The organism is Streptomyces bathyalis (genome assembly GCF_015910445.1).
Lineage (GTDB): Bacteria > Actinomycetota > Actinomycetes > Streptomycetales > Streptomycetaceae > Streptomyces > Streptomyces bathyalis.
Map to the genome: position 1 here is coordinate 1,914,239 of NZ_CP048882.1, position 15,127 is coordinate 1,929,365.

General features: G+C 71.2%; 11 protein-coding genes. 3 read left to right on the forward strand and 8 right to left on the reverse strand.

Annotated features, from left to right (window positions below; genetic code table 11):
* Positions 1–2 precede the first annotated feature (2 nt).
* A complete protein-coding gene (locus tag G4Z16_RS08240) occupies positions 3–1,637 on the reverse strand; it encodes an acyl-CoA carboxylase subunit beta (RefSeq protein ID WP_197350150.1) in 1,635 nt (544 codons plus the stop codon).
* A gap of 413 nt (positions 1,638–2,050) precedes the next feature.
* Here G4Z16_RS08240 and G4Z16_RS08245 point away from each other — a divergent pair, with 413 nt between their 5' ends.
* Positions 2,051–3,280, forward strand: coding sequence for a cytochrome P450 family protein (locus G4Z16_RS08245; RefSeq protein WP_246530737.1), 1,230 nt, complete (start codon positions 2,051–2,053; stop codon positions 3,278–3,280).
* Between the two features lie 47 nt (positions 3,281–3,327).
* Here G4Z16_RS08245 and cimA read toward each other — a convergent pair whose 3' ends face one another.
* The 5 genes from cimA to G4Z16_RS08265 all read right to left on the reverse strand — a co-directional run bounded on the left by cimA (position 3,328) and on the right by G4Z16_RS08265 (position 10,081).
* Complete coding sequence (gene cimA, locus G4Z16_RS08250; protein WP_197350151.1) at positions 3,328–4,929, reverse strand: citramalate synthase; 1,602 nt, start codon at positions 4,927–4,929, stop codon at positions 3,328–3,330.
* Positions 4,930–6,452: 1,523 nt separating this feature from the next.
* Complete coding sequence (locus tag G4Z16_RS08255) at positions 6,453–7,556, reverse strand: branched-chain amino acid aminotransferase (RefSeq protein WP_197350152.1); 1,104 nt, start codon at positions 7,554–7,556, stop codon at positions 6,453–6,455.
* A gap of 229 nt (positions 7,557–7,785) precedes the next feature.
* On the reverse strand, positions 7,786–8,823 hold the full coding sequence (locus G4Z16_RS08260; protein ID WP_197350153.1) for a 3-isopropylmalate dehydrogenase: 1,038 nt from the start codon (positions 8,821–8,823) through the stop codon (positions 7,786–7,788).
* A gap of 95 nt (positions 8,824–8,918) precedes the next feature.
* Complete coding sequence (locus G4Z16_RS32915; protein WP_281393672.1) at positions 8,919–9,050, reverse strand: hypothetical protein; 132 nt, start codon at positions 9,048–9,050, stop codon at positions 8,919–8,921.
* A 293-nt stretch (positions 9,051–9,343) separates the two neighbouring features.
* Positions 9,344–10,081, reverse strand: a complete 738-nt coding sequence (locus G4Z16_RS08265; protein WP_197350154.1) for an HAD family hydrolase — start codon at positions 10,079–10,081, stop codon at positions 9,344–9,346.
* An 88-nt stretch (positions 10,082–10,169) separates the two neighbouring features.
* On the opposite strand from G4Z16_RS08265, the gene G4Z16_RS08270 reads away from it, so the two are divergent.
* Entirely contained in the window at positions 10,170–10,877 is a 708-nt protein-coding gene (locus tag G4Z16_RS08270; protein ID WP_246530738.1) for a nitroreductase family protein, read from the forward strand.
* A gap of 88 nt (positions 10,878–10,965) precedes the next feature.
* Here the strand turns inward: G4Z16_RS08270 and pruA are convergent, their stop codons facing one another.
* Both pruA and G4Z16_RS08280 read right to left on the reverse strand, forming a co-directional pair.
* Positions 10,966–12,597, reverse strand: coding sequence for an L-glutamate gamma-semialdehyde dehydrogenase (gene pruA, locus G4Z16_RS08275; RefSeq protein WP_197350155.1), 1,632 nt, complete (start codon positions 12,595–12,597; stop codon positions 10,966–10,968).
* 41 nt (positions 12,598–12,638) lie between these two features.
* The gene (locus G4Z16_RS08280; RefSeq protein WP_197350156.1) at positions 12,639–13,568 is read right to left on the reverse strand and encodes a proline dehydrogenase family protein; all 930 of its coding nucleotides are present in this window, start codon (positions 13,566–13,568) and stop codon (positions 12,639–12,641) included.
* Between the two features lie 263 nt (positions 13,569–13,831).
* On the opposite strand from G4Z16_RS08280, the gene G4Z16_RS08285 reads away from it, so the two are divergent.
* Positions 13,832–15,061, forward strand: coding sequence for a PucR family transcriptional regulator (locus G4Z16_RS08285; RefSeq protein WP_197354248.1), 1,230 nt, complete (start codon positions 13,832–13,834; stop codon positions 15,059–15,061).
* The last annotated feature ends 66 nt before the right edge of the window (positions 15,062–15,127 follow it).

A 15,127-nucleotide genomic window follows, 5' to 3' on the forward strand; every position in this document is an offset into this window, starting at 1 on the left:
CCTTACTGAGGGGGGTTTCCGTGCTTGCGTGAGGGCAGATCCGCGTGTTTGCTGCGCAGCATCTGCAGGGAGCGGACGAGCACCTCGCGGGTCTCCGCCGGATCGATGACGTCGTCCACGAGGCCGCGTTCGGCGGCGTAGTACGGGTGCATCAGCTCGGCCTTGTACTCCTTGACCATCCGGGCCCGCATCGCCTCCGGGTCGTCCGCGCCGTTGATCTCCCGCCGGAAGATCACGTTCGCCGCGCCCTCGGCGCCCATGACCGCGATCTCGTTCGTCGGCCAGGCGAAGGTCAGGTCGGCACCGATGGACTGCGAATCCATCACGATGTACGCGCCGCCGTAGGCCTTGCGCAGCACGACCGAGATCCGCGGCACCGTCGCGTTGCAGTACGCGTACAGCAGCTTCGCGCCGTGCCGGATGATTCCGCCGTGCTCCTGGTCGACGCCGGGCAGGAAGCCCGGGACGTCCAGCAGCGTGACGATGGGGATGTTGAACGCGTCGCACATCTGCACGAAGCGGGCGCCCTTCTCCGACGCCTCGATGTCCAGCACCCCGGCCAGGGACTGCGGCTGGTTGGCGATGACGCCCACGACCTGGCCGTCCATCCTGGCCAGGCACACGATCAGGTTCGTCGCCCACCGCTCGTGGATCTCCAACAGGTCCCCGTCGTCGACGAGTTCCTCGATGACCTTGCGCATGTCGTACGGGCGGTTCCCGTCCGCAGGCACCAGGTCGAGCAGCACCTCGCCGCGCCGGTCCACCGGGTCGGAGCACTCCTCGGCCGGAGGGTTCTCCCGGTTGTTGCTCGGCAGCATCGACAGCAGATACCGCACCTCTTCCAGGCAGGAGGCCTCGTCGTCGTAGGCGAAGTGCGCCACGCCCGAGGTCGCGGCGTGCACGTCCGCGCCGCCCAGCCCGTTCTGCGAGACCGTCGCACCGGTCACCGCCTCGACCACGTCCGGGCCGGTGATGAACATCTGCGAGGTGTCGCGGACCATGAACACGAAGTCCGTCAGCGCCGGCGAGTAGGCCGCACCGCCCGCGCACGGGCCGAGCATCACCGAGATCTGCGGGATCACGCCCGAGGCACGGGTGTTGCGCTGGAAGATCCCGCCGTATCCCGCGAGCGCCGAGACGCCCTCCTGGATACGCGCGCCCGCACCGTCGTTCAGCGAGATCAGCGGCGCACCCGCCGCGATCGCCATATCCATGATCTTGTGGATCTTCGTGGCGTGTGCCTCACCCAGCGCACCGCCGAAGATGCGGAAGTCGTGCGCGTAGACGAACACCGTCCGCCCGTGCACCAGCCCCCACCCGGTCACGACACCGTCGGTGTAGGGCTTCTTCTCCTCCAGCCCGAAACCCGTGGCACGGTGCCGCCTCAACGGCTCCACCTCACGGAAGGTCCCCTCGTCCAGCAGCAGTTCGATCCGCTCCCGGACGGTCAGCTTCCCCTTCGCGTGCTGAGCCTGCGTCGCCCGCTCACTGGGACCCTGCAAGGCGCGCTCCCGCAGAGCACGCAGCTCCGCCACACGCCCGCGCGCGTCCCGCGCCTCGGTGCCTGCGGCTTCGGACGCGACCGCGGTCTCCGCGGCCTGCGGCGCCTGCTGCGACGGCTGGGTCTGATCGGTCATGTATAGACCCTACGAAACGGCAGGGTCATTCATCGTCGTCAGATTCAGACAGTGTCCGAGCGTGATTCATGGTCGCGCTGGACAGAACTGCACCGGAGCGCGCCTCCAGGGCAGGGAACTCTCACACGCGGCCCGCGCTGGGCTGTGGGGTTCCCACAGCCCAGTGACGGTGCCCTGTCAACCAGGGGAAGGCCGGCCGGCGGCACGCCACAACCGCAGCTCAGGGCAGCCGTACCGCACAGCTCACGCCCGTATCATCCGTCCCGTCCCGGCGTCACGCGCAACCGCAGCGAGGGGCGCAAGCGCGTTCGGCGTGCGGGCTTGGCCTCGAACTCCCTTGTGCCGCACGGCCGTAGAGCGGACGCTTCATCCCGGCCACGTCCTGAGCAGCAGTACGACAGGAGTCCCGAACGATGACCGAGGCACCCGAGGCACCGCAGCGAATGGACCCCACGGGAGCCGCACATCACGCGGTGAACGCACGCCTTCGCGAGCGCGGCCCGGCCGCCCCGGTGCTGCTTCCCGGAGACGTCGAGGCCTTCGCGGTCACCGGGCACGAGGAGCTGCGGGAGTTACTGACCGACACGCGCATCGCCAAGGACGCCCGCCACTTCGCCGCCCTCCAGGAAGGCCGCGTGCCGGAGGGGTGGCCACTGGCCGTCTACGCCACGGTCGAGGGCATGACGACCGCGGACGGTGCCGACCACAGGCGCCTGCGGAGCCTGGTCACGAAGGCGTTCACACACCGCCGGGTGGCGCAGCTGCGGCCGCGCGTGGAGCAACTGGTCGCCGAACTGCTCGCGGAGCTGCGGGAGTTCGCGGAGAAGGACGGGACCGTCGACCTGTGGGAGCACTTCGCCTACCCGCTGCCCATGAATGTCATCTGCGAACTCCTCGGTGTGGAGCCGCAGTCGCGCGACCGGCTGCACGAGCTGTTCCGCGTCCTGCTCAGCACGGACTCGAAGCCGGCGGAGATCGTCTCCGCAGGCCGCGAGACCGCCGGGGTGCTCGCCGGCGTCGTCGCCGCACGGCGGGCCGACCCCGGCGACGACCTCACCAGCGCCCTCATCGCCGCCCGCGAGGAGGACGGCGACCGGCTCTCCGAGACGGAACTGACCGGCACTCTCCTGACGCTGACCGTCGCGGGCCACGAGACGACGATGAGCCTGATCACCAACGCCGTGCGGGCTCTGTGCACCCACCGCTCCCAGCTGGAACTCGCCTTGTCGGGCGCCGTCACCTGGGAGTCGGTGGTCGAGGAGACGCTGCGCTACGACGGCCCCGTCGGCTTCTTCCCCTTCCGCTATCCCACCGAGGACATCTCCGTCGGCGGCACCGTCATCCCGCGCGGAACGCCGGTGCTCGCCGGGTACACCGCCGCCGGACGTGACCCCCGCACGCACGGACCCGACGCGGACCGCTTCGACGTCACGCGCCCGCCGGACCAGCACCTCTCCTTCGGCCACGGCCCGCACTTCTGCCTCGGCGCGCCGCTCGCCCGCATGGAGGCGGCCATCGCGCTGGAGGCGCTGTTCGGACGCCACCCGGGCCTCGAACTGGCCGTGCCCGACGAGGAGTTGCCGCCCAGGCCGAGCTTCGTGGGCAACAGCACCCTGGTGCTGCCGGTACGCCTGGGCGGCTGAGCCCGGGCCCGCCTCGGAGCATTTCCGGCCGGGCGGCCCGGAGTTGCTCACTCGTGCGGTTCGACGCCCGCCCGCAGCAGTCCGTACGTGTAGGCGTCGTCCAGTGCCTGCCACGAAGCGGAGATGATGTTGTCCGCAACGCCCACCGTCGACCACTCCGCGCCGCCGTCACTCATGGAGACCAGCACGCGCGTCGTGGAGTCGGTGCCGTGGCCGCCCTCGAGGATGCGCACCTTGTAGTCGACGAGGGAGAGCCTGGCCAGCTCCGGGTGCAGCCGCTCAAGACCGCTGCGCAGCGCCCGGTCCAGGGCGTTGACCGGGCCGTTCCCCTCGCCGGTGGCGACGATGCGCTCACCCTTCGCCCAGAGCTTGACCGTGGCCTCGTTGGCCTGGTCGCCGTCGGGGCGCTGCTCGACGATCGTGCGCCAGGACTCCAGACGGAAGAACCGCCGGACGCGGCCGTGCACCTCGTCGCGCAGCAGAAGCTCGAACGAGGCGTCCGCCGCCTCGTAGGTGAAGCCCTTCAGCTCCTGCTCCTTGACGCGCTCGACGATCCGGCCGACCAGCTCCCGGTCGCCCTCCAGGTCGTAGCCGAGCTCCTTGCCCTTCAGCTCGACCGAGGCGCGTCCGGCCATGTCGGAGACGAGCATCCGCATGGTGTTGCCGACGAGTTCGGGCTGGATGTGCTGGTACAGATCCGGATCCACCTTGATCGCGGACGCGTGCAGCCCGGCCTTGTGCGCGAAGGCCGAGGTGCCGACGTACGGCTGGTGGGTGGAGGGCACGAGGTTGACGACCTCGGCGATGGCGTGCGAGATGCGGGTCATCTCCTCGAGCGCGCCCTCGGGCAGCACCTGCTTGCCGTACTTGAGCTGGAGCGCCGCCGTGACGGGGAAGAGGTTGGCGTTGCCGACCCGCTCGCCGTACCCGTTGGCCGTGCACTGGACGTGGCTGGCACCCGCGTCCACCGCCGCGAGCGTGTTGGCGACGGCGCATCCGGTGTCGTCCTGCGCGTGGATGCCCAGACGGGCACCGGTGTCGGCGAGGACGGTGCGTACGACGGCCTGGATCTGCGCGGGGAGCATCCCGCCGTTGGTGTCGCACAGGACGACCACGTCGGCGCCGGCCTCGTGCGCGGCGCGCACGACCTGCTTCGCGTAGCCGGCGTTGGCGAGATAGCCGTCGAAGAAGTGCTCGCAGTCCACGAAGACGCGGCGGCCCTGCTCACGCAGGTACGCCACCGTGTCCCGGACCATCTCCAGGTTCTCCTCCAGCGAGGTACGCAGGGCCAGCTCGACGTGCCGGTCGTGCGACTTGGCGACGATCGTGACGACCGGGGCCCCGGAGTCCACCAGCGCCTTGACCTGGGCGTCGTCGGCGGCACGTACTCCTGCCTTACGGGTGGCACCGAAGGCCACGAGCTGTGCGTGCCGGAAGTCGATCTCCGCGCGGGCGCGCTCGAAGAACTCGGTGTCGCGCGGGTTGGCCCCCGGCCAGCCGCCCTCGATGAAGCCCACGCCGAACTCGTCGAGGTGACGGGCGATGGTCATCTTGTCGGCGACGGTCAGGTTGATGCCCTCACGCTGGGCTCCGTCGCGCAGTGTGGTGTCGAAGATGTGGAAGTTGTCGTCCGGGGCGAGCATGCTCATGACGGCTGTGGCTCCTGTTGATGAAGCGGGATCCGTGATGCCGGGGTCCGCTTGTCCCTCGATTGTCCTGCTTCTTTCCTTCTTCCTCCTCGCGCCGTCGCCTCCGGCTGCGGGTGGGCCGGAAACCAAAAAGACCTCTCGCGGGTGCGAGAGGTCTGGCGCGCGGGTCTGGGACACGGTGGCCGCTGCCGCACGGGTCTTCCTGCGGCAGTCGGTCACTGAGGACCGGCGCGCCTGCTGCCGATAATCATGGCGAACGAGGACACGAAGGGGAGTCTCGCACAGAGCGGGCAGGGGCCCGCAAGGCGTCTCACAATGCGGAAAGTGCGTGCGCAGGCGCGCGTCGCGTGTCCGCGGGGGCCGCGCGGACGGCGCGGGCTCTCCGGCGCGGGGCGGCGCGGACGGCGCGGGCTCTCCGGCGCGGGGCGGCACCCGCCGGGACGGCGGGTGGATGCGGAATCGGCGGCCGTGCGGGGGCCGACGGAGCGGTGCGGGGGTGCGCGGGGCGAGCCGCGCGCGGACGCGGAGCGAGGGCGGGGCGGGGGCGGAGCGGCAGCGCCCAGACGCGAGGCCGGCTCACGCAGCCAGACCCGGCGCAGGAAGTGGGCCACCCGCAGAGCCGAGCACGGGGAACGACCCCACCGGCAGACGTAAGCCCGGGGTGGGCGGCGCCCAGATGCGAGCCCGGGTCAGGGCCACGCGCTGCCCCTGGACCGGAGCGGACGGCCGCAGCGCAAAGTGTGATGCCAGGAGCGCGCAGGTCGGGGACAGGACCCACGAATACGTGGGGCCGGAAGGCGGGGCATCGCGGGAACGGGTCCGTCGGCCGCGGCCCCGCGCGGACGACGCGGACGACGCGGACCCCTGCACGACAGCGAGTCCACGCGGAACCGACGGTCGGGCGGGCCAGCGCAGGGGCGGTCCGGCGGCGCCGGCCCGAGAGGCGCGCAGGACCGGGCCCGGGCGAGGGACGCGCACCATCGAAGGCCCCCCATAGGCAGAACCTCCGGCAGTCGCCGAATCGGGGCCACGGCCGCGCGTGGACGCGTGGCCCGCAGCTGGGCGGCGCCCACACGCGGGCCGCGCCCATGAGCAGAGCCCCGGCGCGCGGCAGGGTGGGGCGGAAGCCCGGCGCCCGAACAGCGCGCAGACGCGCCCACGGCCCGCGACCGTGCCGCGCCCGAACGCAAAGCCGGACTGCCCAGTGACCCGGCGCCCGGACGCGGCATCCGGGCCCCGGCAGTTCGGGCCGGAGCCCGGCGACCCGGCCGCGCGTGGACGCGTGGCCCGCAGCTAGGCGGCGCCCGAACGCGACATCCCGGCCCGGCAGTTCGGGCCCCGGAGCCCGGCGACCGGGCATTGCAGGGCCGGGCCGGGCAGCACGGTGCGGGGCATCGCGGGGCCGGGCAGCGCGCAGACGCGCCCGCGGGCCCGCACTCCCCGCACCCATGCGCCACTCCCCGCGCCCGCGAACCCCGCGTCAGCGGACCCCGCACCGGCGGGCCGACGTCAGCGGACCGACGTCAGGCCAGCGTCCGCATCCAGCCGTGCCGGTCCTCCGCGTGGCCGGTCTGCACGGCGAGGAGCGCCTCGCGGAGCTGCATGGTGATCTCGCCGGGCTGCCCGTCGCCGACCTTCCACGCGCCGCTCGTGGACTTCGCCTGTCCGACAGGGGTGATCACTGCTGCCGTGCCGCATGCGAAGACCTCGGTGATCGTGCCGTCCTCGTTGCCGTCTCGCCAGTCGTCGACGGTCAGCCGGGTCTCCTCCGTCTCGTACCCGAGGTCGGCGGCGAGCGTGAGCAGCGAGTCACGGGTGATGCCCGGCAGGAGCGTCCCGGTGAGCGAGGGCGTGACGATCTTCGCGTCGGCGCCGGAGCCGCGGACGAAGTAGAGATTCATGCCGCCCATCTCCTCGATGAAGCGGCGTTCGATCGCATCCAGCCACACGACCTGGTCGCAGCCCTGCTCGGCCGCCTGCGCCTGCGCGACGAGCGAAGCGGCGTAGTTCCCGGCGCACTTGGCCTCACCCGTGCCTCCGGGCGCGGCCCGCACGTACTCCTCGGAGAGCCAGACGGACACCGGCTGGACGCCGCCGGGGAAGTAGGAGCCGGCGGGCGAGGCGATCAGCATGAACAGGTATTCGTTGGCCGGGCGCACGCCGAGGCCGACCTCGGTGGCGAACATGAAGGGCCGCAGGTACAGCGATTCCTCGCCGGTCCCCGGCACCCATTCCTTGTCCTGCCGCACCAGCAGTTCACACGCCTCGATGAACGTTTCCTCCGGCAGAGCCGGCATGGCCAGACGGCGGCCACTGCGCTGGAAGCGCCGGGCGTTCTCCTCGGGACGGAACGCGGAGACCGAGCCGTCGGGCTGCCGGTACGCCTTCAGTCCTTCGAAGATCGACTGTGCGTAGTGCAGCGTCATGTTGGCGGGATCGAGCTGCAGCGTCGCGTACGGCTGGAGCTGGGCGTCGTGCCAGCCGCGGCCCTCGGTCCACTTGATCGTGATCATGTGGTCCGTGAAATGACGGCCGAAGCCCGGGTCGGCCAGCACCGCCTCGCGCTCCGCAGCAGGCAGCGGCTGCGAGGAGGGCTTGAGGTCGAAGTCGATTCGAGGCGTCGTCATGGTGTGCGGTCCTTCACTGTGTGTCGTGGCGGACCGCGCTCCCGTACGCCCTCCGTCGTGGTACTGGGACGTCCGAGCTTTCTCTCAAGCGTCAGCCCCGAGTCCGATTATCACCTGCGGAGGCACGCAGAGGGAGTCCGGGTGGGCGGCCCCTGCATGGATGGTGGCACCCCGACCCCCCACTGGAACAGCGGCCGGGCACCGATGCCCGGCGAGAGCCTGCGCCGGGTCAGCCGGATACTCGGGTCGCGAGGGTGTCGCCGATCTCTTCCGTGCTGCGGGCGCCGGAGCGCTCGGCCAGGTCGGCCGTGACCGCATCCTCGACGCGGGTGGCCTCGGCCTCGAGCCCGAGGTGCCGGAGCATCAGCGCGACGGAGAGGACGGTGGCCGTCGGGTCCGCCTTGCCGGTGCCGGCGATGTCGGGCGCGGAGCCGTGGACCGGCTCGAACATCGAGGGGAAGTCGCCGGTCGGGTTGATGTTCCCGGAGGCGGCGAGACCGATTCCGCCGCTCACGGCGGCGGCGAGGTCGGTGATGATGTCGCCGAAGAGGTTGTCGGTGACGATCACGTCGAAGCGCTCGGGGTCCGAGACGAGGAAGATCGTGGCGGCGTCGACGTGCAGATAGTCGGTCGTGACGTCGGGGTACTCCTCGCCGATCCTGTCGAAGGTGTTCTTCCACAGGTGGCCCGCGTGCACGAGCACGTTGTTCTTGTGGACCAGGGTCAGCTTCTTGCGGGGGCGCGCCTGTGCGCGCTCGTACGCGTCACGGACGACGCGCTCGACCCCGTACGCGGTGTTCACGCTGACCTCATTGGCCACCTCGGCGGGCGTGCCGGTGCGGATGCTTCCGCCGTTGCCGACGTACGGGCCCTCGGTGCCCTCGCGCACGACCACGAAGTCGATGGCGGGGCGGCCGGCCAGAGGTGTCTCCGTGTTGGGGAAGAGCTTCGACGGCCGGAGATTGACGAAGTGGTCGAAGGCGAACCGCAGTTTGAGCAGCAGGCCGCGCTCCAGGACGCCGGAGGGCACGCTCGGGTCGCCGATCGCGCCGAGCAGGATCGCGTCGTGCTGCCGGAGCTGCTCCGTCTCCGCGTCCGTGAGGGTCTCGCCGGTGGCGTGCCAACGCTTGGCACCGAGCTCGTAGTGCTTCGTCTCCAGCTTCACGTCCTGCGGGAGGACGGCGGCGAGGACCTTCAGGCCCTGGGCCACGACTTCCTGGCCGATTCCGTCACCGGGGATCACTGCGAGGCTGATGGTGCGAGACATGCGGCGACCTTACCTGCCGTCCCAGGAGCTGACACATCCGGTCCACATGCCGGACCGTGCGGATCGCCGGTCCGGCATGTGCCGGCGAGCTGCCGTCAGTGGCCCGTGGCCCCACCGTTGTCGCGGCGGTCGAGGGCGCGCTGGAGGGCGGCGGCGGCCTTCCTGCGCTCGGCGTCACGGTTCGTGCGGGCGTTGTGACGAAGGCGGCGGCGTGCGGTCTCATCCATGATCAGCAACTCCTTCTGCACACAAGGGCTTCAAGAAGGGAAGGTGGGGGCTGGTGCTGCCGGAAGGGCGGGGGCTGGACGGTGCGTCAGGGGTCACCTGCGCCGTGCACCGGGCCTCAACCGCCGCTCGCTGGATGAGCGAGAACGTTCGGCTTCCACAAAGATAGAACCCGGACGCCGTGATGTCTCGCCAATTAGTTGGCCTTCCTACTATCTGAGACGAACACCACTCGATTCAGGCCACCGGCGCCCACGAACCTCGGCCGTCGGCCGGGCTGAAGGAGCGCGGTGAGCTAGAGGAGTGCGGCGAGCAGACCGGGCAGCTCCGCGAGCCCGGTGATCCTGCGTACGCCGGCTGCTGCGGGGCCGGGGTGGGACGTTCCCCCTGGGCCCCGAGAGCCCGGGTGGTGCCCCCAGGTCCGGTCGATCCAGATGCCGCGCAGTCCCGCATCGTCGGCCGCGCGAGCGTCGATGTCGTGACGGTCGCCGACGTAGGCGACCTCGGCGGGAGGCAGTCCCATCGCGTCACAGCCCGCGCGGAACGCCTCGGGCGCGGGCTTGGCATGGCCGAGTTCGTCCGCGCACAACAGGACTTCGAAGCGGTCGCGAATGCCCAGGCGACGCAGCTTGCGCTCCTGGTTGGGCGTGGAGGAGTTGGAGAGGGCGCCGTGCCGGTAGCCGGGAGTGAGCGCGTCCAGCGCGGGGACGGCGTCGGGGAAGAGGGTCCAGGCCTGCTCGTACAGCGCGACATAGCGGCCGAACCAGGCGTCGGCCTCCTCGTCGGTGAGGGGCGTGCCCAGGAAGCCCCGCGCCCGCTCCCTGCGGTGTTCGAGAAAGCCCAGCTCACCGGAGAGAAAGCGGGCGAACTGCTCCTCCATGACCTCCTGCCAGCGCCCGAGAGCGGCCTCCGGCGAGGGGTGGCGGTCCAGCAGCATCTCGGCCTCGATGTGCCGCATGGCACCGGCACGGTCGGACCCGGTGTAATCGAAGAGCGTGTCGTCGATGTCCCACAGGATTCCCCGGATCGGCATGTGACGGACGCTAGCAGGGAGTTGGGAGCAGGTGCGTCGCGCCGGGAGGGTGCCCCGGGCTCGTGGCGCAGCCCTACACTCCGCGGCCATGACTGATGATCAAGAGAATCGGCCCGACCTCTTCGGGACCATGTCCACCACGCGCGCGATGCGCCGGCTGAAGCCGGACCCCGTTCCTGACGAGCTGCTGGAACAGCTCGTGCAGGCGGCGGTGTGGGCGCCGAGCGGGTCGAACCTCCAGCAGTTCCACTACGTCGTCGTGACCGACCGGGCCGTGATGTCCCGGCTGGAGCCGCTGTGGCGCAGGTGCGTGGACGCGTACCTCGGATCGGCGGGAAAGGCCACGCCGCCGAACATGGACGAGGGCGCCTACAGGCGGATGGTGGCGGCCATCGAGTACCAGCGTGATCACTTCGCCGAGACCCCGGCGCTGATCGTCCCGTGCTACCGCTACGTCCAGCCCAAGGGCGACATGGAGGGCCTGCGCGCGATGCGCGACGCGCTGGGCACCGGGGCGCTGCTGCGGCTGATGCGCAGCGGGGTGTTCAGCACGGTGGCGGAGACCTCCAGCGTCTACCCCGGCGTGCAGAACCTGCTGCTGGCGGCGCGAGGGCTCGGGCTGGGGGCCACGATCACCGTGTGGCACCTGATGCTGGAGCGGGAGTGGAAGCAGGTGCTCGGCATCCCCAAGCAGGTCAACACGTTCGCCGTGATACCGGTCGGCTGGCCGGTGGGCAACTTCGGCCCGGTGCGCCGGCGTCCGGTCCCGGAGGTGATGCACCGGGACGGCTGGTGAGACCGGGACGGCTGGAGGGGCGGCCCGTCGCGGATGCCGGGAGCGGCGCACGGCGGCCCGGCCCCGTGCGGGGCCGGGCCGGAGCGGGTCAGCCCATGTGCGGGTACCGGTAGTCGGTCGGCGCGACCTGGGTCTCCTTGATGGCACGCGGCGACATCCAGCGCAGCAGGTTGAACTTCGAGCCCGCCTTGTCGTTCGTGCCGGATGCGCGGGCGCCGCCGAAGGGCTGCTGGCCGACGATGGAGCCGGTGGGCCGGTCGTTGAGGTAGAAGTTGCCCGCCGCGAAGCGGAGCTTCTCGCTCGCCTCGGCGAGCGCCGCCCGGTCCTTGGCGAGTACGGCCCCCGTCAGCGCGTAGGCCGCGACGGACTCCATCTGCTCCAGCATGGTCGCCCAGTCGCTGTCCTCGTAGACGTGCACGGCGAGGATCGGGCCGAAGTACTCCTCGGAGAAGACCTCGTTCGCCGGGTCGGTGCAGGCGATGACCGTGGGCTTCACGAACCAGCCCGTGGAGTCGTCGTATTCGCCGCCGACGAGGATCTCGCAGGTCGGGTCCTGCTTCGCGCGGTCGATGGCGGCCTTGTTCTTCGCGAAGGCGCGGTCGTCGATCACGGCGCCGATGAAGTTGGACAGGTCGCTGACGTCGCCCATCGCCAACCCCTCGGTCTCCGCGAGGAGTTCGTCCTTGAGCCCGGCGTCCCACAGCGAGCGCGGGATGTAGGCACGGGATGCGGCCGAGCACTTCTGGCCCTGGTACTCGAAGGCGCCGCGCACCATGGCCGTCTTCAGCACGGCGGCGTCGGCCGTCGGGTGCGCGACGATGAAGTCCTTGCCGCCGGTCTCGCCGACGATGCGCGGGTAGGACCTGTAGCGCTCGATGTTCTCGCCGACGGTCCTCCACAGGTACTGGAACGTCTTCGTCGAACCGGTGAAGTGAACGCCCGCCAGGTCCGGGTGGGGCAGCGCGACCTCGGAGACGTCCTTGCCGTCGCCGGTGACGAGGTTGATGACGCCCTTCGGCATGCCAGCCTCCTCCAGCATCTCCATGAGGAGCACGGCGGAGTGGGTCTGCGTCGGGGAGGGCTTCCAGACCACCACGTTGCCCATCAGCGCGGGCGCGGTGGGCAGGTTCCCGGCGATGGCCGTGAAGTTGAAGGGCGTGATCGCATAGACGAAGCCCTCCAGCGGTCGGTGGTCGAGGCGGTTCCACACGCCCTTGGGCTGGATGGGCGGCTGCTCCTCGAGGAGTTCGCGCGCGAAGTGCACGTTGAAGCGCCAGAAGTCGATCAGTTCGCAGGGTGCGTCGATCTCGGCCTGCTGGATCGTCTTGGACTGGCCCAGCATGGTGGAGGCCGCGATCGTCTCGCGCCACGGCCCCGACAGCAGCTCGGCGGCCTTGAGGATGATCGCCGCGCGGTCGTCGAAGGACAGCGCACGCCACGCGGGCGCGGCCGCGAGGGCGGCGTCGATGGCGTCCTGCGCGTCCCGCTTCGTGGCGTTCGCGTAGGTGCCGATCACCTTGCTGTGATTGTGCGGTTGCACGACGTCGACACGTGCGCCGCCGCCCATCCGCTTCTCGCCGTTGATGGTCATCGGCAGATCGACCGGGTTCTCGGCGAGCTCCTTGAGCTTGCGCTCCAGCCGGGCACGCTCGGGGCTGCCGGGCGCGTAGGTGTGGACCGGCTCGTTGTACGGGGCGGGGACCTGGGTCACAGCGTCCATGGCTGCCGTCTCTCCTTCTTACGAGGGCACTGTCTGGGTGTTCAGCCGCGGGTGGCGAGCGAGCGGAGGAAGAATCCGAGGTTGGCCGGACGCTCCGCGAGGCGCCGCATGAAGTATCCGTACCAGTCGGTCCCGTAGGGGACGTATACGCGCATCCGGTGGCCCTCGGCCACGAGCCGTGACTGCTCGCTGTCGCGGATGCCGTAGAGCATCTGGAACTCGAACTCGTCGTGTTTACGCCCGAGGCGCCGCGCCAGCTCCTGCGCGATGGTGACCATCCGCGGATCGTGCGTGCCGATCATGGGATAGCCCTTGCCCGAGAGCAGGATCTTCAGGCACCGCACGTACGCGCGGTCCACATCGGCCTTGTGCTGGTGGGCGACCGACGCCGGTTCGTTGTATGCCCCCTTCACCAACCGTACGCGCGAGCCCTCCCCTGCCAGGGCACGGCAGTCCTCCTCGGTGCGGAAGAGGTAGGACTGCAGCACCGCCCCGGTCTGCGGGAAGCTCTCGCGCAGATCGGCGAGCACGGCGAGGGTGGAGTCCACGGTCGTGTGGTCCTCCATGTCCAGCGTCACGGTGGTGCCCGCCTCGGCGGCCGCCTCGACGACCGGCCGGACGTTGGCGAGCGCGACGTCGTGGCCGCCGTCCGGCAGCGCCTGCCCGAAGGCGGAAAGCTTCACCGACATCTCGGCCCGCTCGCCCAGGCCCTCCCCCGCCAGGGCCTGGGCGAGCGCGAGGTAGGCGTCGCGATTGCGCAGCGCCTCCGCGCGGTCGGTGGTGTCCTCGCCGAGATGATCGAGTGTGACGTCGAGACCGCGGCCGGTCAGCGACCGCACGTTCTCCATGCACGCGTCCAGCCGCTCGCCCGCGACGAAGCGGTTCACGACGGGGCGTGTGACCGGCGTCGACGACACGAAGCGGCGGATGCCGTCACTTCGCGCGGCGGCGAGGAGCACTGGGCCGAACACGGGCACCTCCACTGACGTTCTTCTTCGCGCTCCTGGCGTCCCGTGGCGGGCCCCGTTCGGCCGGAGGGGAAGGTCTGCGGAGGAACGGAGCGCCACGGCGTCGGAAGCCACCCTGAATCTAAGGATCGCGCCATTCCGTGACCATCGACAGCTGTCACGCATCCGTGTCCCAGATCTCAGACATCTGTACGAGAATGGTGACGCGGGGCGCCCGTAAGGGGCGGAGACGGCACGTCGGCACGACGCGGAACAGCGGGATGATCATGCGCGAGGACTACCAGGCACTCATCGACGAGGTCTGCGCGCTGCTCGGCACCCCCGCGACCCTGGAGGCACGCGACTTCGCGCTGATCGCCTTCGGCGCCCACGAGGGCGACGGCGAGGGCGCCGAGCCCGCGCTCGACCCGGTGCGCAGGCGCTCCATCCTCGGACGCCGCTCCAGCGCCGAGGTGCGGGCGTGGTTCGAGAGCTTCGGCATCACCAGGGCCGCGTCTCCCGTCCGCATCGATCCCGAACCGGCGGCCGGCGTCGAGCACGGGCGCATCTGCCTCCCCGTGCGGCACGCGGGCGTCGTGCGCGGCTACATCTGGCTGATGGACGACGGGGCGCTCGACCTCTCCGACCCGCGGCTGGCGGCGGCCATGGCGGTGGCGTCGCGGATCGGGGCGCTGCTGGCGGCCGAGACGCAGGCGGAGGCGCGCTCGGGCGAACTGCTGCGGGCGATGCTGACCGAGGAAGACCGGGGCAGGGGCGAGGAGTTGGCGGCGGAGCTGGGCGAGCTGCTCGGGCCGGCGGCGTCGGGCCCGCTGGCACTGCTCGCTGTGGGCCCCTGGCCGGCCGACGACGCTGACGGCGACGGGGAGAGCTCCGGCAGTACGGGCGCACCCGTGCTGCCGCACGTCATGGCGGGGTGCGTGCTTCCGGCCCGGCTCGCGCAACCGGCCCCCGGCGGCAGGTCGGCGGCGCCGCCCGCGCCGGAGCGGCAGCCGGTGCTCGCCTCGCTGGTGCGGCTGCGCTCGGCGGAGGTCCGTGCTCCGGCCCGTACGGCCGCCGGGCAACTGCTGCGCGTGCCGCGCTCCCCCGCCGCCGCGGGCGTCAGCGCGCCGCGCCGCGGGCTCTCCGACGCGGTCGCGGCCTGGCGGGAGGCGCTCGCCGCCGCACGGGCCGCGGGCGCGGAACCGGAGCGGCTGGGCCCGGTCGCCGACTGGGACGCGATCGGTCCGTACCGGCTGCTGGCCGCCCTGCCCGACGACGTCGCCCGCGATGCGGCCGTGGCGCCGCTGCTGCGTCCCGCACACGGCGAACTGGCGCGCACCGCCGAGGTGTTCCTCGACCACGCGGGCCAGGCGGGGCGAACGGCCGCCGCGTTGGGCATACACCGTCAGACGCTCTACTACCGCCTCTCCCGCATCGAAGCCCTCACCGGCCTCGACCTCGACGATGGCGGCTCCCGGTTGCTGCTCCACATGGCGCTGAAGGCCGCACGGCTGTGACTGCCGTGCGGGGTCCGCGACTCCGTGAGCAATGTCGGGGGTCATGAACACGAGCACGAGCGCGAG